Source organism: Phyllobacterium chamaecytisi, from assembly GCF_020164455.1.
Classification (GTDB): domain Bacteria; phylum Pseudomonadota; class Alphaproteobacteria; order Rhizobiales; family Rhizobiaceae; genus Phyllobacterium; species Phyllobacterium chamaecytisi.
The window spans coordinates 1-21,159 of record NZ_JAIQWW010000030.1; the positions used below are offsets into that span (position 1 = coordinate 1).

Consider the following 21,159-nt stretch of genomic DNA (forward strand, 5'->3'; position numbering starts at 1 on the left):
CATGGTGCAATGATGGCCAGCGCCTGTTCGGGCGCGGTGCTGCTCGGCGAGGCCGGACTACTCACCAATTGTGACGCCACCATTCACTGGGGTTATGTGAAGACGCTGACCAATAACTATGCGGGGGTGCGCGTCAGACTGGATCGGTCCCTCGTGTTGAGCGGCGAGGCGCAGCGCATCGTCATGGCGGGAGGCGGATCGAGCTGGCAGGATCTAGCACTTTACCTGATCGCGCGGTTTGTCGGTCTGAAGGAGGCCATGGAGGTCGCCAAGGTCTACATGCTGCAGTGGCATGACATGGGGCAACAGCCATTTGCATCACTGACGACCTTCCGGCAGACAACCGATGCTGTCATCAACGGTTGCCAGGAATGGCTGGCAATGAACTACAAAACCCACGCCCCGGTGGCCGCGATGGCAACACGTTATGGTCTGCCGGAACGCTCATTCATCCGCCGCTTCACAAAAGCAACGGGCATGAAACCCCTCGACTATGTGCACGCACTACGGCTCGAGGAAGCCAAGCAAATGCTGGAGGCCACCGATCTGCCTATCGAAGCCATCGCCAACGAGGCTGGCTATGAGGATACGAGCTTTTTCGGCCGCCTGTTCCGCCGAAAGACGGGTTTGACCCCGGCGCGTTATCGTCTGCGGTTTGGTGCCTTACGTCAGGCACTGAAGCAAAATTAGCAAGAGATCCCGAACCAATAATTCGGGGTTATTTCCGTTATTAGGCCTTTTCGGTTACGGGTTCGGCGAAGCTCGAAGGGGCCCGTCAGCCTCACCGCCGGGCGTTGTGAGTTTCTAGAGCCCGTTTCCCGGCCCCAGTGATTTGCCACTTCCAGCTTGTTGGCCCGCTTTGAATATACTCGGTCCATCCGTGGCGCTCACAGGAAAGCTCAGTCTGCCACGTGGTGTATAGTGTCGATCAAACAGAGGATCGCATTCGAGGCCCAAGATCCAGAAATGCTGCAGTTTCGTCAAAGTCATGACCAGCCACCAAACCTTTCGAAGATTTGGCAATCATACATGTTTTGCGACAATCAATGATACGTGGCTAATTGACGGTCCAACATGGCTTCCCGATGGGCCGCTATCGAAGCGATGATCTGAAAATCACGCGCGCCGCCATCGAAGAGATTCATTATGGTGCGCGCCAAGCGGTCCGCATTTTTATAGAAAACCGGGTCGTGGCCGAGAAACTCGCACACCTTAAGGTGGGCGTCCTGCATAATGTCCCAATCGTCTTCGCTGTAGGTGAGTTTTTCAAAAAGATGCAGAGACATGACACATCCTCCAACATCAATGGCTGGAGCGCGTACGGCTCTCAATCGCTAGTGCGCCGTTGATAGACCAAGCGATCCGAACATTGAAATACTCACTTGGGCTGGCGTCAATGTTGGCTCGAACAGTTCGCGTGCCCACCTGATGGTCCCTTTGCGGGCGGCTACCAACACATAAAACCGCCATCCACGACGAGATCGATGCCAGTTACGAATGACGAAGCACCGCTTGAAAGGAATACGGCCGGCCCGACCATTTCTTCGGGGAAGGCCAGGCGGCCCATGGGAGTGTCCCGTTCGAATATTTTCACCTGATCAGCGACTTCAGCTCGACGATTCATGGGTGTCAGCGTGTAGCCCGGGCTGATCGAATTGACCCGGATGCCTCGATCAATCCATTCCATTGCCAGGCTTTTTGACAGGTGGATAACCGCGGCCTTGGACGAGTTGTAGTCGGCTTGTTTCAAATCACGATTGACTATCGAGCCTGACATTGAAGCAATGTTAATGATGGAGCCTCTCTTTCGGGGAAGCATTACGCGTGCTTGCGCCTGGCAGGACAAAAAAACACCTGTTACATTTACGTCGTAGACCCGTTGCCAGTTCTCCAGTGGAAGCGTCTCGGCATCGCCGCCAGCACCAATACCTGCGTTGTTGACGGCAACCGTCAAAGAGCCAAGTTCGTTCTCTATCAGATCGATCGCTCTCTTTAGGTCCGCGGCAGAGGTTACGGTGCCTTCGAGCGTTAAGGCTCGCCGGCCAAGAGAGCGAATTTTGTCCGCCGTTCCGTTCAAACCGCCGTTTGAGAGATGGCCGAAGCAGGCTACGTCGGCTCCAGCCTCCGCCAAACCAATCGCAATAGCCTGGCCAATGCCGCTGCCCGAACCCGTGACCATCGCCACTTGTCCTTTAAGGTCGAACAATTCCATCGATCTCTTCCCTTCGTCAGAATCCCGCCTTCGGCCATAGCTCCCCCGAACATCACCATAATCTACACGAAAAAAAGTCGCGTCGGTGATCTAACGAGCTCTGTCTCAAAAGTCGGATTTCAACGTATTGAATGACCGCTTCGCCTTGTCGTCCCGACGCACGACAAGGCATGCGCACGGCCGTTAACATAAGGGGTCGGGCAACGAGTTATGCTACATAGAATCGTTTTCCTTTCCCTGGACTAGCACTACGCAATATCCTCCGCCCTTCGTCCGTAGCCTCCAATCTAGTAACACTAGGGGAAGCGCTTGGCGAGAATGCCAAACGTGCGGAAGAAACACGGCCGAGGCTCACGATGCGACAGGAGTAATCTGTATGCGCGAATACATGCTCTACGGGCACACCTTCACTAACGTTCACTTCGCGCCAATAGCGGTCGATTGTTGCGAAACTCTGCCTCACTGCAAGGGCGGTTTTCTAAGAAAGCTGTTGCGATCTGCTGACTTCACGCGCAACCATGCCTCACGCCCGTTACGCAGAACCCTCATGGGAATCTCAACGCCAGCGGGGCCACTCGTCCACACCTTCCGGTAAAAATCACCGAGCCCATCCACCTCCTCGCCTCGGATTTCCGAGATAACGTCGCCCTGACGCAGGCCCGCCTGAGCCGCCGGCCCCCCCGGCGCGACACTCATAACCACGACCTTGCCGCTGCTCTCGGCGGAGAACGTCCCGAGCCAGGGCCGCGGCGGCTTGTTCACTCGGCCGCGCTTGAGTAGATCATCCAGGATCGGTGGCAACAAATTGATCGGTACGATCATATTGATGTCCGCAAGCTCTCCATTTTTGCTCATTTGCAAGTGAAGCGAGCCGATGCCCAGGAGTTTGCCATCCCCGTCAACCAGTGCAGCCCCTCCCCAGGAAGGATGAGCCGGCGCAATGAAGATCGCCTCATCCAGTACGTACTCCCAATAGCCAGCAAACTCCTGCTTGGCGACGATATTCGCTCGGACGAACTGACCGATCCCGTCCGCAAGCACAACGGGATCTCCTACGTTGGCTTGGGCGGCATCGCCGAAGTCCACCGCAGGCACGCCGAGAGGCCCAATCGCCTGCACGAGGCCAAATCCCGTTTCTTGATCATACGTCAGCGCATGACCGGGAATAACTTGCCCGTCATGGCGCGTCAGCCAAACCTCCTCAGCTTCTGTAATCAGATAGCCGATCGTGAGCACCAGCCCGTCCTCCCGAATGACCACGCCGCTGCCCTCTCTCAAGGTACCTAGCGTAGCCGCTGTAAACGCGTCATCGGGAATTGAGGAGCGGACAGTTATGATTGACTGCAAAGCCGTATCGATAGTCATGATTTCAATCCTGGCAAGGCCCGGTAAAGGCCGCGACGAGCCGAGCGGGACAACTTATCGTCTTCTATAGGTGTGAGGACCAACGGCCAAACACAAGACCTAGAACATAGACATGTCTCCACACTGCGCTCGCGGTTTATTCACGCCCTGCTCTGCAGTCTGGCGTTTATCCCGGCCATGCGTGTGCAATCGGAAAGCTCACCATTCGTGGAGACCGTTTGGGAGGGGACTGAATGACTCCTGCAGGAAACACTTCCCGGGTTTCCTAATCCAAAGCGGAAACGGGCCGTCGCGAAAAAAGTGCACTCAACTCTATATCGGATCGATGAGCGGTCACCCCCAGTCGGGTGATGTGCATGCAAAACCATCGAATTACATTTGCAGGCTATGCCGCGCAGGTTAGATTGATGCCACAACGGCGAATGGAGGATAAATTCCATGCTCGCCAACAGGTATAGACGATGTCTATAGCTTCGTTCTGCAAAACGAAGCATGTCTTTTTCTTTTCCATTTACTATCCCTTATAGCAAACTGCTATCAATGTTATATTGCACCTCTGTGCGTGCATGAATTCTTCGTCAGAGCGTGCCTGCGTTGTTCCTGCAAAAAACCGTACGAGAACAAGATGACGGACAGACGTGAATTTTATCGAACTGACATTTGCAGCCGAACATTCATAGGGATCATCTGCGTCGATGGCCCGCATCTGAGAATGCTGGAAAATCGAGCTTGTGATCACGACATTCCGCTTGGCAGTGCGCTCGAAATTTTGAAACTGGATAACCAACACTATTATGCTATCTGCAAGGACCGTGGGCCACGCATAGTACTGTCGCGATTTGCAGATGATGATGTTGACATTGTCTCACAGGAATTCGGCATTCCCATTGCTGGCTGGCGGCGTGCCCGGACCTTTACAGAGAGCCCAGCGTGGACCGCCTTGAAGAAGTGGGTAAACCAACATCCTGATATTGCTCGAGCGTGTTCACACACCGATACCTACGTACCCGGATGGTACAGTATGACGGCAAACTTCGACCAAACAAGATGACTGACGAGAGTTCTGAGATCAGCGGGTTCGGACTATATCGATGCATGGGTCAGCTCGAAGCCATTTCATAGGGGATACCCAAGTGGCTTGCGGATGCCACCGTTAAAGAGATCGCTCTGTGCCCTTCATGCTCAGCCTCGACGCGATCTGGTGTTGGATGGACTTTAATTCTCTGCCCCAGGCTCGGTGTTGAAAAGGCGGAGCGCCGCTGTGCAGGCATCCAGACGTATCAAACGGAGTCCTGGAGGACCACACCGACCACTTCTCCTTGGACGGCAAAAGCGCCGACTAGCGAGTTGCCGCCTCGTCAACGATGGGTATTCTGAATGCTTGCCGCGTGACTGGAATCGCGAACCACTACCTCACTGTGTATCAGAGCCTATGGCAGTCGAATGACATAGGCATAAAATGGTATGCACACCGAAAAAGATACCCCGAGCAGAGTCGTTCTGCCGATTCAAGGCGGGATTCGAAAGTAAAATGACAAGCATAATGGCGCATCGATAGCTGCACAGCGGGACCCCGTGCGGTTTCACTGGACTTTGAGACTGACTACCGCGTTTTCGAGTGTATTACAGATGAAAGTGGCACCCCCCGTGACCTTGCCCTTGACCGACACCCGATTACCCTTCCTGTTGAAGGTCATAGTCGGAGCGGCGGATGCGGGCTTGAGGTTTTGTTTCGCAAGCGCAGCAGTACACGCGGCAAGAGTGCGTTTTTTTTCGGAGCTCGCCTGCGCGCTGGTGACCAGAAAAACGGCTGCCAAGGGCACCGCGGCGATCAGGTACTTTTTCATAACCCCCTCTATAATTTGCAATTCTATAATGAACTAGCATCCGGCTGTGCCGGAACCAGCGGTTTTCGAGCAAGGAAGACGGTTGGATCCGCTAGCCCCGGAGTCGCCGTGGTTGCCATTTTTCCCGCTACCGCTTCCTCCTTTCCCACTTCCACCTTTCCCCCCGCCACCCTTTCCACCTCCACCATTGCCCCCGCCGCCTTTTCCGCCTCCCCCTCCACCATTGCCTCCCCCGCCGCCGCCACCTCCGCCTCCACTGCCACCGCCACCGCCTTTAGCGGCAGTCATAGTGATGCCTGCTGCATAGAGCAGCCCGGCGCTAAGCGCGGATAGGAAAAGACGACGTGATGCAGACATTGCCGATCTCCCAAAAAAAGAACTCTTCGCAGCAGCCGATTGGAATAACGGTCCGCTGGAAATTGATATTTCCTAATAGTACGAAGTATGTATATGAGGTAATCCAAATATTAATCCGCGAAGACTGCGGGAGTAAACCTGACGATATAGTTTCGATTCTTCCACAAACCGATCTTGAACAGTATATATACAAGCATTGGTAAACCAAAACTTCACCCAAACGGGTGATGCCATGCAGAATAATCATTCTACATTGGATCCGCTGCGCGGGTTGGACGAGAACCGACCACCAGCAGGGGGACAAATGTCATGCTTGCGATCCGGTTTGGACGGTGTTTGCGACTGAGCTCTGCAAATTCAATCCGCATTCTACTGATCTTCTTGTTGACCATGGGAGGTCTGGCCGGATCTGCTTTTGCCGAAGGGAAATTCGAACAGTCGACATGTTGGTTCGACCTACCGCGAGATCGCGATCTAAAATGCGGGTACCTCACCGTCCCCGAGAATCGCAGCAAGACAACCAGTCGACAGATCAAGCTGCCAGTGGTTATTTTCGAGCCTGATCGAACGCGGCACGAGCCGATTGTTTACCTGACCGGGGGACCTGGTCAAATGGCCATGATCGACAACGAAGAAGATATTGCCCAGTGGTTGAGTTTCATCGACAACGGCCCATGGTTGCGCGGCAGACAGCTCGTCGTGGTGGATCAGCGGGGTGTCGGCCGCGCGGAACCCTCGTTGGATTGCTCAGCGCACTACACACCGTCGGTATGGAGCGAGGTCGTCTCCAAGGTCGATGAAGTGGTTAAGTTTGACTTGGCGCAGAAACGCGATGTTACGGCGTGCCGCGATGCGTTGTTAAAAAAGGGCATCGACCTCACGGCCTACAACACAATCGAAAACGCGGCCGACATCCACGATTTGCGCATCGCGCTTGGCATCGAAAAATGGGTGTTGTACGGCATTTCGTACGGAACGAAACTCGCCCTGCAGGTGCTGGAAGATCATCCCGAAGACGTAATCGCGGTGGTCCTCGATTCAACGCTTCCCCTTGATGTGGGATATGTTGACCAGGGTTCCAACAGTCTCGACAGCGCACTAAGAACGCTCGAAAAGGATTGCAGCAAGCACTCGGGCTGTTCCAAAAATTTTCCAAATCTGATGACGATGATCGGCTGGATAGTGCGGCAACTCAATGCCCAGCCCGTGTTGCTTCGGTTAGGGGAAGTCGAAGGATCGGCCCGCTTCATGCGGGTGTCGGGTGACGATTTTCTTGAGCTGATGTTCGACGGGTTCTATGACCGGGGTGCGATCGAGGTGCTGCCGCAGTTGATCAAGGATACAAACGAGCAGGATTACAGGATGCTCGTCGAAATACTTGGTGACGATCTGTCCGGGGACGATAAATCCGATTTTGCGGATGGGATGCATCTTTCCATTGTGTGCAATGACAGCGTTCCTCCCTCTGCGCCAGCCGTAAAATTCCCGCTCTTCGACCACTGGGCAGCGGACAATATTTATACGTGGGCTTGCCCGCTCTGGCCGTCGGCAAAACCCGTCAAAACTCACAAATCGCTGAAGGCAAATCAGGTTCCGGTCCTGCTGTTGTCCGGAGAATATGACCCAGCGACACCATCAAAATGGGCGAAATACGTCGCGGGGAATACCGGAAGCAGCCAGCTTGTGGTATTCCGTGGCATAGGTCACGATGTAGTCGACACGACACCTTGCGGCGGGGAGGTAATCTCAGATTTTTTGAACAACCCGAAAGCTCCAATCACGACACCCTGTCTAGCCGAGATAGAAGGACCACATTTTTTGGGTCCTGAGGATTCGTCGCCGGCGTTGGAAGCTTCGGCCGTCTCCCCCTTGCCGAGGAATCACTTGGTGTCGGGTCCGTAATTTCTCCGCGAGGATAATACCCACATATATCCTTGGGACCCGAGCCGGCTGACGTCTGCCTGCATTGCGGCGAGCGAACCTCAAACAAGAGTTGGTCGCATGTCCGATTGGGTCACGAACTGTAATCGTATTGACTAGGCTCACTCCAACTCGGAGGACTCGAAGTTTCCAGTCCGCTAATGTAAAGTCGGGACTGGGGGAAGGAGATGCGTACAGCTTTTGATCTCGAGGCGGTTGGCAATGCCATAATCGCAGCGGCGACCGATCCTGCTGGCTGGGATGCCGCAATGGATGTGGTCGCGACCGCTACTGGTAGCTTTGGCTCGATGCTGTTCGACGCAAAGGGGCCGTTGCCGTGCATGCCGCGCAGTCGCGAGATGGGCCCATCATTCGAGGTTTACGTCCGCGATGGCTGGATCGACCGGGATGATCGGTACAACTTGGTGCCGCTAATGAAACGCAAAGGGGTGGTCAGCGATCTAGACGTTCTCTCTTCCGAGCAAATTGACAGGCGTCCATATTATCAGGAATTTCTCGCTCCTTTCGGTCTTAGGTGGTTTGCGGGTGTGAAGGTTGCCGCGGGCGATGACCTCTGGATCTTGTCCATCCAAAGGTCGATCCAGCAGGGCCCTTTTTCGCCATCCGAGTTGCAAAGTTTTGCCGGCTTCTCCAGACAGCTGAGCTCTGCGGCAGCGCTCGCGAAAATGCTGAGCTTCGCGCATGCCGAAGGTGCGCTGGATGCTTTCAGCACAAGCGGTACGCCTGCAGTCATGCTTGACAGGAACGCTGCCGTCATCCTGGCGAATGAACCTGCAGAAAGGATGTTCGGCCGAGATCTTCTGGTTACGGGCCGCCAATTGGCATGCATCGACAGGGAGGCGACGAACGCGCTCAGGCGCGCGTTGCATACTATGTTGCGGAATCCGAACCCGCCAGCAATGTTAAGCCCTATACCGTTGCCGCGCCTTCAAGGCAGACCTTTGCTTGCTTACCCGTCGCGTCTCGGAGGAAATACCTCAAACCCCTTCGCATCCTATCAAGTTGTTGTCGTCTTTATCGATCCGGACATCCATCCCCAATCCCCGGCGACCGCGTTGCAGGCCTGCTTCGGGATGACACCCGCCGAGGCGATGCTGGCGCGCCGTATTACATCAGGCGAAGAGCTGAAGGTCGCCGCGGATCACTTGGGAATCTGCTACGAAACCGCAAGGTGCCAGCTGAAGGCCGTTTTCTACAAAACCGACACGCATCGGCAGGCGGAATTGGTCGCGCTGCTTGCGAGAATGGCTGGCCATCCACTACTTTGATGGCTGCGGGCGGTGCTCAGCGGCGCGCGGTGCACTCGATCAAGTCCCACCGACGCGAAGGGCAAGCTGGGTATCCACGATCTCTTTGGTGATGTCGCTGTCCTGGGCGTATTCCAGCGGCTTGAACGGTTTGCCCAGCCAATGCCCCTTGTTGCGCGGGTGCGGATAGTCGCGCCCTGCAGCAGGACAGTGCGGCGGCGCTAGCCGCATGGAATAGTTGGGTTCTTTAACAAGCTAGCCTGCCCACCCCAACAGATGGCTTGAGATAGCGCCTTTTTGGACAGGAAACCCGATGTCGTTCCAGGGCCACCTTGACTTTTCGTACGTGAATGTTTCATTTACCTGTGATTATTGAGCGGATCGTTGTTAGACGAACGGTTCGGCCACAGGGAGGAACGAATACATGAATTCAAACGAGCGCGCGCTTGCCAGCGCCGTCGCGAAAGCGACGCGCAGGCTGCTCCCTTTCCTTGCACTGATGCTTATTCTCGCCTTTCTCGACCGGGCTAACATTGGTTTTGCCAAAAATGCTTATCAGGCCGAAACTGGCATCAGTGATGCGGCCTACGCATTGGGGGCCGGCATTTTCTTTATTGGCTACGCATTGTTTGAGGTTCCCAGTAACCTTATCCTCCACCGTGTAGGTGCACGGCTTTGGTTAAGCCGCATCATGATCTCGTGGGGTCTTGTGTCGGCCGCCATGATGTTCGCGCACACGCCTACGCAGCTTTACGTGTTGCGCTTTCTTCTGGGCGTATGCGAGGCGGGTTTTTATCCAGGTGTTCTGCTTTACCTCACATACTGGTTTCCAGCCAAACAACGTGCGCGTGCGACAGGGCTCTTTTACCTTGGCGTTCCGCTTTCGCTTGTCATTGGAAGTCCGCTGTCCGGCTGGTTGCTGACACACCACGGCATTCTGGGTTTAAGCAATTGGCAATGGATGTTTGTTGTAGAGGGGGTCGCTGCAACCATTGTAGGCATCGTTGCCCTCTTCTACCTCGACAGCAAACCGAGTGAAGCGAAGTGGCTCAGTTCCGAAGAGAAACGAGTACTGACGGCAGCCTTGGAGAGCGAAGAAACTATTAAATTGCGCGCAGTCAGCCACACGGCTCTGGGCGTGCTTAAGGATCCTCGTGTGCTCATCTTCATCGGTATTTATTTCTTCATCCAAATGGGAACGGGTCCGCTAACTTTTTATCTCCCATCGCGGATTGCGCAGGCGGCAGGAACCGACGTCGACTTTATGGTCGGCATCCTTTTGGCTGTTCCGTGGCTGTGCGCTGTCGTTGCTACCCGGGCCTTCACGGTCTATGCCGACAAAAACGACAATCATCGCCTTGTCTGCATTGCCATGATCACCGCTGGCACACTCGCTCTTGCAGCAATTGGCATGACCACGAGCCTGTTGGTTATCGTGATCGCGAGCTGTATTGCCGTTCCGGGTCTGACCGCGTCACAACCTGTCTTTTGGAGCTTACCAACGCGATATCTATCTGGCACGGGTGCCGCCAGTGGGATTGCATTCATAGTTTCTCTTGGCAATCTTGGCAGCTTCTTGTCGCCGCAGGTCAAAGCTTACACGGATCGATTGACTGGCAATGGTGATGCTGGGTTCTATGTCTTGGCTTGTCTATGCTTCGTTAGCGTTGTCTTACTTCTGGGCGTTCCGTCTGCCACAGAGGTAGGAACGTCAGACGAACTAGCACCGACACGTTGAATCGACACCTCCCGCGTCAATTCCAACTTTCAAGACGGGAGACTAGAAGTCTGGAATTTGACGCCACTCATTGAGACCGTCGGCACCGAGGTTACCTAGCCTCAGGCGTAGCTCTCGATCAGTGCCGTTTCGAAGGAAGCGATACTGACCCTGAAGCTGCCAAAGCGGAGACTTTATTGGGCAGCTCTGATGTAAACAAATTGAACCTCATTCTGTTCAGCCCAAACAAGTGACGCTGTAACTGCTTGATCAAGCATCAGGCGCATTGATCACGCTTTGCGCAGCACAGAGCGCCAGCCGTCTATGAGACAACTGGTCATTTCCTTTTTGTTGCCATTTTTCTGAAAAAACTTCCGAGTGCCGACACCCCGCGTCGGCAGAGCCTGACAAAGAACTCCACTTCTTTTTCACACAGGCTGAACGGCCCGATCTGCCGGTTCTTGCGTTTACGGCGGATCGGGCTTTGCTGGGTGGACCGAGGGGAACTTAATGGACCAGTCCTGTCGTTGAAAGCAGGTCAGTGAACTCACGATAGCTGACCTTGAGCCTGCCGCCACTTGACCCTTTCATGACGATTCAGGCAAAAGCGCCCGACCGGCTGGTTAGCGTTTCAGCCTGGTCGGGCGGCTCACTACAGCAGCGAGCGCAGTGCCGCGCACACGCCGCTCTATTCAGTTATTTTCTTTTTTGAGATGATCGGTATGGTGGCGGCGCTGGGATGCCCCCAATGTCAGCAGAAGGTCTGTCGGCTATTTGCGTTTTCCGGTAGATCGGGCTTTGCTGTCTCAGTTATCAAGCCATTTAGGCGCCTGTACCTCACCTTTTTTAACCGTACAAGAGCACGCTTTGAGTGCTGACCACAGCGCCCACTGTGTCGACACCGGCCTGCTATCGTTGTTGTGCGTATGTGAAGGCGGGTTGGGTACCTAAAAAGGAGTGTGTTTTATGCGTAACGATGTGACGCAATTTCATGCTCAGCCGCCCGCCGATCGCAATTGCAAGAGGACAACTCTCCAATCGTAGAAACCGGCTGCCTGTGTCTCCACATTGGCGTAAAAGCCGTACTCATCGTCATCTTTGTTTCGTAAAATAAGCCGCGGAAGGTCCTGTCGGCTTGCAGCTATCCATCCGTCGTCTATTCGCGGCGTCGGTGGAAGCCGCAATGGAATAATCGAAGCGCGCAAGTACGTAACTGTAACTCCGTCCGTAAATTCGTCGAGGCTACGTCATCCTGAAATCTAGTGGTTTTTGCTCCACAGTTCCGTAACTAAACGTCCGGTGTGACAGGCCGATAGGATGCCCTTTTAAATCAACAAACGTTTCAAATTTCCGCGTGTAGTAACGTGCCGTAAAAGCGGCAAAAGTTGAAACTCACCCTTAATATATATGGCTGCTCTATTCGTAAGATGCGGTCAGCTGCTCGCGGCGATCCACTCCGGCCGGTCATCGGATGCAACTTGAGACGCCATGCTGACGTTGTTGGCAGTCATGTGCATCCTGGCCTTGGATTGGAGAGACCTATGGCTCAGATTAAGGGACCTGTACTTCCTGCTATACACCCTAAACGCTGGCTTGACTGCGAGCGGGCCTTGCAAGAGCGCTTTACGGCCGTTGCGGAAAAAAATGAACGGCGGGTTGAAGCCCTTAAAGAATTGATTGTGGAGGCCATTGAAGCTGGTTGGACCGAGCCGGAGGTGAAGCGTGCGCTTGTGGATATGATCGAGGCCACGGACGACACGGGCAAAGCAGACGGTTCATGGCTGCGATGGTAGGCGCTCCGGGGCTGCCGTGGAAAACAAACGGTCGATGGGAATATAGGCGAGAAGGCGGGACTATCATGATGGATGACGACGAGGAACTCATGCGCGAAATCAACCGGCAAGCCGACAGGGCCGAGGAGATGCGGCCGGCCCGGATAGACCGTTACGCCTTGGCGGTAACGCTGGCTGGTCGCTTCCAGCAGCATAGCGCGGAGGAAATCGAAAAATTGCTTACCGGTGTGTGGAGGGAGAGACGTCTTGGCTGGCAGCCCACCAAGCCGCGCTAGAAAGCTTTGACCTGGATATGGTACTGACGGGTAGCTCCAAGGGTAAGGATGGTTATTGTTTTTGCTGTCTTTTTTCCCGCCGTTGCCTATGGTTTGTGGCGCGAAATGTGGAACAAAATGTGGCCCAACGTGCCGACCGTTGGCATGCCTCTTGCGCGCGATAAGATGTTCTGGCACGACTCAGCGGGATTTTGCAATGTTCGAGACAGGTGCGAAAGCGATTTGTCGCACTATTCATTGTGAGCGGGGTCTATCTGATATTCGGAATAGTACCGTTGGCGATAGTTCGGCGCTGGGGCAGTTGACCGTCGAACAACCTGCACGGTGTAGCCTTCACCTCTGGCCACCCAGGCACGGCCATTGTTCGGTTCTTCGTGTCATGCTGTTTTCAACGTGGGCTGAGTTTATAGCATCTGGAACAATCAAGCTTTGTTCGAAAAACAAAGACAAGCCCGACGAGCAGTTCAAACTGGTCCAAGTGTGCCGGATTCTGGTCAACCTGCCGTCGTGATCTGTAGTGGATTCATGCTCGCCGTCATCGACATATTAGGCGTTTCTCGTTAGGTAGCAAAGGCCACCAGATACAAAGGAAATGCAAACTTCTCATCGCATTGACTGCAGCTTGCATTGCAGCGCCGGCACTCGCTAAAAAACAACCCGGGCCAGTTGTAGCGCACTGGGCCACCGCGGAAGAGGTTCAAATCGTCGTTGGGGTCATCCGGTCGCGCTGGGTTGATTCGTTCAGCGTTCGCGATGCAGGAATCTCTGCCGTCTATGTGACTCCTGATAGCTGGCCGGCATCTCTGCGTCCAGGGAACTCCAAGGACGCCAACGGTACTAATACTGGGCTGATGTACAATCTCGTAACCATCTATCCCAATGGAAGGGCTCCCGACATCGTGGAAGCCAACCAGGAGACGGCTTTAGCCTGCCGTGACCGCGTCCAATGGCGCAGATTCCACGAGCTAAACCCCTAGACCTCCGACGTGACAGGCCGACAGATTGCCTTTTAAATCAACAAACGGGTGCAATAATGGGCGGCAAAAAACGGCAAAAGTTCAAACTCATTTCGGCGTCATGGCCGCCCTGATCCGACTCCGACTGGTCTCCCTCCGCCCAAGTCAGACGGTGTCTCCAAATATTCCTCGAACGTGTCGAGTACTTGCCGTTGGGCCGTTTTGCGTTTTGGAACAACTCCGTTCATTGCCCGTGTTCTAAACGGCGTCCGGCCGAGCTGAAAGTTGAAATACCAATCACCACGTTGAGGGCCGCTGGATAGGCGGCAGACGCGGCCGATGACTATAACAGATGCTATCGCGAGGATGTCATCCGGTCTTTGTCTGTCATCGAAATGGATCGGCTTCCAAACAAACTCCATGACTGACGGACTTTCGATTCCAGCGCCACGAAAGAGCCAGGCGTTAGTCGGCTCATTGGGTTCACCGGAGAACCGTGCCGGATATGACCTAATCATAGTCCGCGACAATAGTTCCGCCTCAGCTCAATTAATTTAGGACTGGGTTACGCTTCAGAGCGCGCTCTTGTGTTTCAGCGAAATCCAGCAGCAGCATCGGAACTTTCCATCATTGACCACGTTGCTCACGACGATTCAATCCTAAATGGGTGCTCTGGTTCCATGTTGGCTTCAACGCTTTTATCTTATGATTGGCAGGCTATCGTGGCTGCCGTCGCCGTTGTTAGCGCTTCTCTGGTTTCATTTTGCCTTCACGTCTTAACGGCCATCTGCATGATGGTGGCTGGTCGGTGGGCAGGAATGGTTTTGCAGCGAGCAGAAAGGCGACGAGGTTGTGAATGGAAAAATGGTTCAATAGAGCCGCCACCGCGGTAGCAACAGCAGCAGGCAAACCGACCGTCTTTGTCGTCGGTGTGAGCTTGGTGCTGATTTGGGCCGTAAGTGGCCCTTTTTTTGGTTTCTCTGAAACGTGGCAGCTGATCATAAACACCTCGACGACGATCATCACATTTTTGATGGTTTTCCTTATTCAAAACACGCAGAATCGCGACGGGGCGGCCATCCAAGCCAAGCTGGATGAGCTAATTCGCTCTGGAGCCGGTTTGAATAAATTCGTAGGGATCGAGAAACTCACGCAAACAGAGGTCGAGGCTTTCCACGACCAATGCGAAGCAGCAGCGAAACAAGCCGAGGCGGCACAAGCCAAAGTCGCGAAGAACGTCGCGCGCAAGCACGCAAAGCCCGCAACTTAATCCGATAAAATCGAGTGGTGGGTGCAATACGGCGGCCCAGCTCGGCCGCCGCGGAAGAATTTCCTTTGATGTTTAGGCCGCCTTCGCTGATGGATTGAGACTTGCTTCAGCAAGCGTAGTCAGAGCCTTGTCGGTCGCTTCTTCCTCGTTCAATGTAGCCACAAGGAGTGCCTTCGCATCCTTCAGACCAAGGTCGCCGGCCCAACGAGCCAAGGTGCCATAGCGGGCTATTTCGTAATGTTCGACGGCCTGTGCGGAAGATGCAAGTCCAGCGTCAATGGCAGGTTGCCCCTTGAAGTCGTCCATTATTTGTTCGGCTTCAGCGATTATTCCCTCGATAGCATCGCAGGTTTTGCCCTGTGCTCGCTTACCGAAAATTTCGAAGACCTGCTGCAGACGCTCAACCTGAACTTCGGTTTCCATGCGATGCTTTTCAAAGGCCGCTTTTAGGTCCGGGTGGGCGGCAGCCCTTTCCATCTTCGGCAAAGCTTTCAGGATTTTCCGTTCGGCGTAGTACATATCTTTCAGTGTTTCATGAAAGAGCGTTTCGAGTGTTTTCTCAACCATGTCAGTGTCCCTCTATTGCTTGATTGCAATCAACGCGACAACGACAGCAAGTAAAAAGAGTTCCAAGTTTCGGCAAAAACGTGATGTCAGTCAGTTGTCCTATTGCTCCCCCTCTTTTTGATCCAGGCGTTGCAGCATATCCCGGAAGCGATCATCCGTCGGGACGGTTTTATAGTGCGTTTGCAGCGCTTCGCGTAACTCGTTCCGCCGCCACCGCTCTTTGGAATTGTTGTGATCCTTGGATTTACCGTTTTTGTCATGCATGGCTATCGCTCGGTTTCGCAAGCAAAAATAACATCCTACGTTTGTTGTTGCACAAGGTAAAAAAGCGGCTCACTCGGAAGCAACCGTAGGAGCCAAAATTCCCGCTTCATCGGCAGCAGGTACAAAGGCCGCTCTTGCATCTGCCACCGAGGCATCTCCAGAAATTGCGCGCCGCAGTTCCGTAAGAGCCGTTTCTTTCTTCGCTCCCGTATCCCTTGGCCGATGTTTCAACATGAAGGCCAGCGCTGCAGGTACAGGGGCCAACTTTCTGCGCTCGTGAAAGCGCGGACCTATAACGAAAACATTTTCAAACTTGAGCTTATCCATTTTCGCCGAACACAAAAGGCTGAGAAAGGTTGCGGTCCATTGGAGGCGAACATGAGGTAGAGTCTATGATCTGCTGTCAAAACCGAGGCCAGCGTTTGCGTTATGTCAAACCATGCTTGCCGATTAAACCAGTTCGGTGGGCTCGGCAGCTAACGCTAGGTTGGGAGCTATGACCGCGACTATCTTCTTCAGTCGCGAGCGCCGAGCATATATACCGACTTCCTTGGCTGCGACGATGAACGCTGTCCGAGCTATTTCGACCGGCAGCTTACCGGAGACAGCATCCAGGCATTTTTGTCGTGCGTCCTGGAGAATGGGACTTTGATGGGGCGGCCATTTCAGAAGGATAAATTCGGTTGCCTCGGGCAATGACGCGATGCGTATGGGTGTTGCACTTTCCGGTATACGTACTCTTAGGGGTTTGAACATTCGAAGCTCCTTTGCTTGTTTGCGCGGAAACTGCAAACCGAGATAAAGGTTCCGAACTATTTGCGGCAAGAACGCGACGTCTTCAAGCATCCTTGCAATTACGGCTTAAGTCCGTTCGTAATACAAAAGCAACCACGGCGGCGCTAATTGTCCGCAAGTAGACATAGTATTGACGCCAGTTTCGAAGAGTTTTTTACTAACCATGTTTCTGGCCACCTGATAGCACGCCAGTGATTGAGAGATGATAAGTGCTCCCGCCAAACACCAAAGCGGGAGGAAACTATGCCCCGTAAAATGAGGACGTTATTTTATTCCAGCGATGACTGGAATATCATGGAGACTGCGCTTCTTAGAGCGTCAAAAAAACTCAATCGCTCCAAAGATCACGTACATACAGATCGTCTAGCAAGGCGCGTCATGATTTTCTTCGACAGGGGATTGGTGGACCCGGACGCAATTGCATCGGCCGCTGTCAATCAGGAGCTGTTGATCAGCGACATTGCCGCGCTACGAAGCTCCGCAAGGCCCAGCAATTCATAATGCTTGGCGTCCGACAGCAAGCTAGAGTGCTCGAAGTGCGGAAGTAGGTAGCGTTGTTCGGCGCGGTATTCTTGCGGGCAGTACTAATGGGAGGAATTTGGGATGAACATTCTTCGCATGGCCGACTACATAGCGGTATCTCATCCGCCCCGTGACCCGCTTGAGTGTTCCGAGTGCGGCACCACAAATATGCGAGTGCCTGATCCTGTGTCGGCAAACGATCAAATCTTCTGCAACTTATGCAGTGGCTACATTGGTCGCTGGTGCGAGGTGGAACGCCAGCTGCGCGGTCAAGCGAGCTGTGAGGCGGTTTACTACATCGCAGATGGAAGAATCATCCGACTTGAGGCTCAGCTCGTTCACGGGATTCTGAGAACTTGCTGATAGCTGAAAGGGATTTGGCGAGCTTTCTTCGTGCGCGGACAACATTGGTCCAGCGGCGGACTATAGACGAACAATTTTAATCCTCGTAGCTGCTTATTTGCCGAGACAGTCCGCCGGGTACCTGAAGTTAAGCTCGACAACGCCACCGACATTGCCAAAAGAGCTGCCGAAGAAGAGCGGAAGCGAGTTAAAGCGCAGAGCGCCTTCGCAAAGCGTCTTGATGCTGAAGCTAAATCCAAGAGACGCCAACCTTTAGGTGGGCACCCAAAGATGCAGACCCTCTCGACCCTCCACGGTAAGCTGCGCCACGCATCATTCAAGGGGATGGTGAGGTCGCTGACCATGCCGAGGTTTTCGAGCTGGAGTAATTGAAGGCTGGAAATTGACGCTCTTATTTCTGGGGAACATTCCCGCTCGCCTCGTGTTGTTAGCTGGTTGAGGGGGCTTGGCACTCTTCAGCAAGAGGCTCGGTGTCGGACGGTTACCACGATATCGGGCCTCACTTTTTGTTAATCATACAGGCGCAGGCTCAAGCAGCTTATGGTCCCCATTTCCATCAGCAACTCGACCTGCTTTTAGTATTGTGTATTCGGCAGGTGGGGAACTTCCAAGATATCGGTTAACCGGAAATGCCTGAATTAAATACCCCAACGGTTAGGCAGCCAATTTGTCCCTAATGCTTGGACTTGCCAGGAGCTCGGCGGTCCTTTTCATTCTCTTTCGCATCCGACTTGAATGTTGCATCGCCGTTCTTCTTGCCAGATAGAACACGCGGATTTGCGCTGGAAACGCCATCATTGTCGCCCCCATGCTGCGTCTTTGCGAATTGGCCTTTGGCATCGCTTTCCGGTGATTTTTTACGTTCAGTCATGGTGATCTCCTTTGACCAAGGAACATCTCCTGCGCCGAAGGGTTCCCTATCGTCATTGATGAAGGGAGAAAGTCCTGTGACAGCCGCGGCCTACGATCTTCTTTGGATTACGCTCCCCATTCTAATCTTGGCGCTGATTGCCTCAATACCTCGCGGCGAGCCCCCGATTATCGATTGTGTGTCACTCGGCGCGATCGCTCAATAATGGTATTGCAGCGAGCATAAAGGCGATGCGGAAGTATAGTGGTTTCGCCTACTCCCCCGGTCACCGCCAAACTCGCGGCGCTAGTGGATATGATGGAAACAGCCATTGCGCAGACAAAATTAAAAAAATACAGAAAACCAAAACGGGTGTAAGTTTCCAGCGCAGGTTGTGATGGCATGCTGGTTTTCACAACCAGCCATCTTGAGGGAGGAAACGGGGGCGAGATGTGGCTCTGTCCTCCCTTTTTTATGTCGAGTATTCAAGCTTGCAAAGAAGTGTGATTGGACCCAGCCGGGAGCGTGGGTGACACTTCCTTGCTGCCCTGGATGAGGTGACCCCAACTCTCCTTGCGGCAGCACCCCAAGGCCGGTGCTGACTACACGCCTCCCACGGTGTTGTGTCGCCCGGCCTCTTTTTTGCCGGTACAAATATCTGTGATCGGAGCTTCAGGCTGCAAAACAGGTGTACCATGTACTTAGCTGACCGGCAGTTTCGCCCTCAATCAAATTGCTGGCTCAGGAACTAGCCGGAAGCGTCCGAAACTGCACTCACATCCTCAGTCCCCCCTGAACCGTGAGTGCTTCGTCTTCCGGCTTTCTTTGTCTGAATAACTTTTTTCCAGCGATTGCCTCGGCCTGCTCGAACCAAGCACAACATGGCGAACATTCAACGCCCCGCTGATGGATCATCTCGCGTATTTATCCGTTTTTCGGCCTCGTCCAAGCGCTGCAGCAACTCTTCAAACCCCTCGTCATTGGGTAAAGGTTTGTGATACGAACGAAGGGCCTCGCCGTAGTCCAGCCGCTTAAGGTGCCTAACGACGTGACGCGGCTTTGGCTTTTCATCTTCACCATTCATATGTCACCCTCTTCCTCGATCTTAACCAGCTTCCTTGCCGTAGGTTCCGCACAATTCGGTGCGCAGCCCCGCATCGCAAAGTTTGGCTCGACAAGTTTGGCGACGCAGAATGTAATAGTGGTTCGGCTTTGGGCCGACGCCACGGGGCATTTTCAAAGCAACGCTTGGACCATGAACTGGACTGTAAAACTTGCAGTATGATATACCTCAAGATCCCTGATGATGTGGGCGGTGTCACACCGATACATTGCTCGTCATGCGGACAATTCATTGGCTACCGGAGAACTATCGCGCGATTTTGACAGCCAAGGGGCCAAGATGGTGTCTTCGAGATGAAGGATGGTCAGATACTGCGCAGGGCGTAGGTAGCAACGCTTATCTAGTAAATACTAGCTACCCCGCCCTGCAGAACTGACTCTGCTGGTTCCCGTTTGGCTCTGATGGACGAAAAAACCTTCAAAGAAGTGCGCATCATGACCAGCCAGCGTAGTAGAAGGCGCGTGGTCACATCGGCCCTTCAAGCCGCAGAGCAAATCCAGAGCGACTGGCCAGTTGAAGACGGCTGAAGGAAAACCTTTCACCAGGCGCCGCCGCTTTGGCTTCAGGCGGCGAAGGAGGCTGGCAAGTATGTGGACGAGCCGGAGCGTGGACCACCAACGGGCAAGTCTTTCAGTGCACAAGGCTAAGCCTCGGCGCAGGTCGTAACCATTTGCGTCCACCGTGGATTTTTACCCCGTGGGAGAAACATTTTTCTCATACATAGTTCGTTGAAACCCAGCGCGTTAATTGCTGGCCGAAATCTCCTCTCCGCGCGTCGATTGCGCGACGATGTCACGTGCATACGAAAGAGCAGCAGCGATACTCGGGATCGATCGCACCCAAACTAAGACCGGCTGGGGTGGACAATCATGAAGTTGTTCGACCCGGGAATGCGCGATGCCAAGCGCATTGCTATAACCGCAGTTGATCAAAAGAAGTCGGGCTGAATCCTAAGACATCATTCGTGGAACATAATCATCAGTTATAGGTTGAATTTAAGGCGCTCGGCCAGGGCAAGCTGAAGCCGCCCGTCGCCGCGCCAACATGGAGCGGCTTCAGGTTCTTACTTACGGAGATGCAATTATGCCTAAAATAAGCAGTGCAAAAAGGCCCCTCCCATTAGGTGAATCTCCAAATTTCAAGCGGTCGTCATCTGAAGTTAAGCTCGACAACGCCACCGACATTGCCAAAAGAGATGCGGAAGAAGAGCGGAAGCGAGTTAAAGAGAAGACAGATCGCCTTCGCAAAGCTCGTCTTGATGCTGAATCCAAATCCAAGAGACGCTAACCCTGAGCGTCGGCAGCCAAAGGATGAGTTCCACAAGGACGCAATGAGGCAAGCGTTCTTTGCGGGAACTTCCACACGCCACGAACAGTTTCACTCGATCGGAGAGCAGGAGGACGTTTCTTCGAAGAGGCACGGACGTTGATGTGCACCGAAAGATCTGAGCCTCGCGTCTCCGCGTGGACCTCCGTGCAGTAACGCACAGTGTCGGAACAATTGCGCCCGGGGCCGGTTCAAGGCTTGTCGGGGAACGTAGACGCTCCTGACAGAGGCTCGTCGCAATCCACCCACCCCTTGGGATACCCGGCGGCGGGCCTCACTTTTGCGAGTCAAGGAGCGGACCGAAAGATGACCAGTCCAGCTGATCTGCTTTCACGTGGTTTGAACATGTACGCTTTAGCAGCAAATTAC

18 protein-coding genes are annotated in these 21,159 nt (G+C 53.9%); 8 read left to right on the forward strand and 10 right to left on the reverse strand.

Going from position 1 to position 21,159, the window contains the following annotated elements:
* Positions 1 to 690 (forward strand): GlxA family transcriptional regulator (locus tag LB462_RS28715; protein ID WP_224515162.1); only part of this gene is annotated, 690 nt, incomplete at its 5' end.
* A gap of 353 nt (positions 691 to 1,043) precedes the next feature.
* Here the strand turns inward: LB462_RS28715 and LB462_RS28720 are convergent.
* The 3 genes from LB462_RS28720 to LB462_RS28730 all read right to left on the reverse strand — a co-directional run bounded on the left by LB462_RS28720 (position 1,044) and on the right by LB462_RS28730 (position 3,577).
* Positions 1,044 to 1,286 (reverse strand): hypothetical protein, encoded by a 243-nt coding sequence (locus tag LB462_RS28720; RefSeq protein ID WP_224515164.1) that lies wholly within the window; start codon positions 1,284 to 1,286, stop codon positions 1,044 to 1,046.
* Positions 1,287 to 1,447: 161 nt separating this feature from the next.
* Complete coding sequence (locus LB462_RS28725) at positions 1,448 to 2,212, reverse strand: SDR family oxidoreductase (RefSeq protein ID WP_224515166.1); 765 nt, start codon at positions 2,210 to 2,212, stop codon at positions 1,448 to 1,450.
* Between the two features lie 459 nt (positions 2,213 to 2,671).
* Entirely contained in the window at positions 2,672 to 3,577 is a 906-nt protein-coding gene (locus LB462_RS28730) for a S1C family serine protease (protein WP_224515168.1), read from the reverse strand.
* A 625-nt stretch (positions 3,578 to 4,202) separates the two neighbouring features.
* On the opposite strand from LB462_RS28730, the gene LB462_RS28735 reads away from it, so the two are divergent.
* Complete coding sequence (locus LB462_RS28735) at positions 4,203 to 4,628, forward strand: hypothetical protein (protein WP_224515170.1); 426 nt, start codon at positions 4,203 to 4,205, stop codon at positions 4,626 to 4,628.
* Between the two features lie 532 nt (positions 4,629 to 5,160).
* Here LB462_RS28735 and LB462_RS28740 read toward each other — a convergent pair.
* The gene (locus LB462_RS28740; RefSeq protein WP_224515172.1) at positions 5,161 to 5,424 is read right to left on the reverse strand and encodes a hypothetical protein; all 264 of its coding nucleotides are present in this window, start codon (positions 5,422 to 5,424) and stop codon (positions 5,161 to 5,163) included.
* A 747-nt stretch (positions 5,425 to 6,171) separates the two neighbouring features.
* Between LB462_RS28740 and LB462_RS28745 the strand changes: the two genes are divergently transcribed.
* From LB462_RS28745 to LB462_RS28770, 6 genes are all read left to right on the forward strand, one after another.
* On the forward strand, positions 6,172 to 7,683 hold the full coding sequence (locus LB462_RS28745; RefSeq protein ID WP_224515263.1) for an alpha/beta hydrolase: 1,512 nt from the start codon (positions 6,172 to 6,174) through the stop codon (positions 7,681 to 7,683).
* Positions 7,684 to 7,889: 206 nt separating this feature from the next.
* On the forward strand, positions 7,890 to 8,990 hold the full coding sequence (locus LB462_RS28750) for a helix-turn-helix transcriptional regulator (RefSeq protein ID WP_224515174.1): 1,101 nt from the start codon (positions 7,890 to 7,892) through the stop codon (positions 8,988 to 8,990).
* 403 nt (positions 8,991 to 9,393) lie between these two features.
* Positions 9,394 to 10,707, forward strand: coding sequence for an MFS transporter (locus LB462_RS28755; protein ID WP_224515175.1), 1,314 nt, complete (start codon positions 9,394 to 9,396; stop codon positions 10,705 to 10,707).
* A 1,520-nt stretch (positions 10,708 to 12,227) separates the two neighbouring features.
* Positions 12,228 to 12,479, forward strand: coding sequence for a hypothetical protein (locus tag LB462_RS28760; protein WP_224515177.1), 252 nt, complete (start codon positions 12,228 to 12,230; stop codon positions 12,477 to 12,479).
* Positions 12,464 to 12,754 carry a hypothetical protein gene (locus LB462_RS28765; RefSeq protein WP_224515179.1) on the forward strand — a complete coding sequence of 97 codons (291 nt, stop codon included), beginning with the start codon at positions 12,464 to 12,466 and terminating at the stop codon, positions 12,752 to 12,754. The genes LB462_RS28760 and LB462_RS28765 overlap by 16 nt, the downstream gene beginning before the upstream one ends.
* 1,812 nt (positions 12,755 to 14,566) lie before the next feature.
* Positions 14,567 to 14,980 (forward strand): low affinity iron permease family protein, encoded by a 414-nt coding sequence (locus LB462_RS28770; RefSeq protein ID WP_224515181.1) that lies wholly within the window; start codon positions 14,567 to 14,569, stop codon positions 14,978 to 14,980.
* A 72-nt stretch (positions 14,981 to 15,052) separates the two neighbouring features.
* Here LB462_RS28770 and LB462_RS28775 read toward each other — a convergent pair whose 3' ends face one another.
* From LB462_RS28775 to LB462_RS28800, 6 genes are all read right to left on the reverse strand, one after another.
* Positions 15,053 to 15,547 carry a YciE/YciF ferroxidase family protein gene (locus LB462_RS28775; protein WP_224515183.1) on the reverse strand — a complete coding sequence of 165 codons (495 nt, stop codon included), beginning with the start codon at positions 15,545 to 15,547 and terminating at the stop codon, positions 15,053 to 15,055.
* A gap of 99 nt (positions 15,548 to 15,646) precedes the next feature.
* Entirely contained in the window at positions 15,647 to 15,811 is a 165-nt protein-coding gene (locus LB462_RS28780) for a hypothetical protein (protein ID WP_224515185.1), read from the reverse strand.
* Between the two features lie 69 nt (positions 15,812 to 15,880).
* Positions 15,881 to 16,138 carry a DUF982 domain-containing protein gene (locus tag LB462_RS28785; protein WP_224515187.1) on the reverse strand — a complete coding sequence of 86 codons (258 nt, stop codon included), beginning with the start codon at positions 16,136 to 16,138 and terminating at the stop codon, positions 15,881 to 15,883.
* 123 nt (positions 16,139 to 16,261) lie between these two features.
* Complete coding sequence (locus tag LB462_RS28790; protein WP_224515188.1) at positions 16,262 to 16,567, reverse strand: DUF982 domain-containing protein; 306 nt, start codon at positions 16,565 to 16,567, stop codon at positions 16,262 to 16,264.
* 1,597 nt (positions 16,568 to 18,164) lie between these two features.
* The gene (locus LB462_RS28795) at positions 18,165 to 18,362 is read right to left on the reverse strand and encodes a hypothetical protein (RefSeq protein ID WP_224515190.1); all 198 of its coding nucleotides are present in this window, start codon (positions 18,360 to 18,362) and stop codon (positions 18,165 to 18,167) included.
* Between the two features lie 871 nt (positions 18,363 to 19,233).
* Positions 19,234 to 19,425, reverse strand: coding sequence for a hypothetical protein (locus tag LB462_RS28800; RefSeq protein ID WP_224515191.1), 192 nt, complete (start codon positions 19,423 to 19,425; stop codon positions 19,234 to 19,236).
* Positions 19,426 to 21,159 lie beyond the last annotated feature (1,734 nt).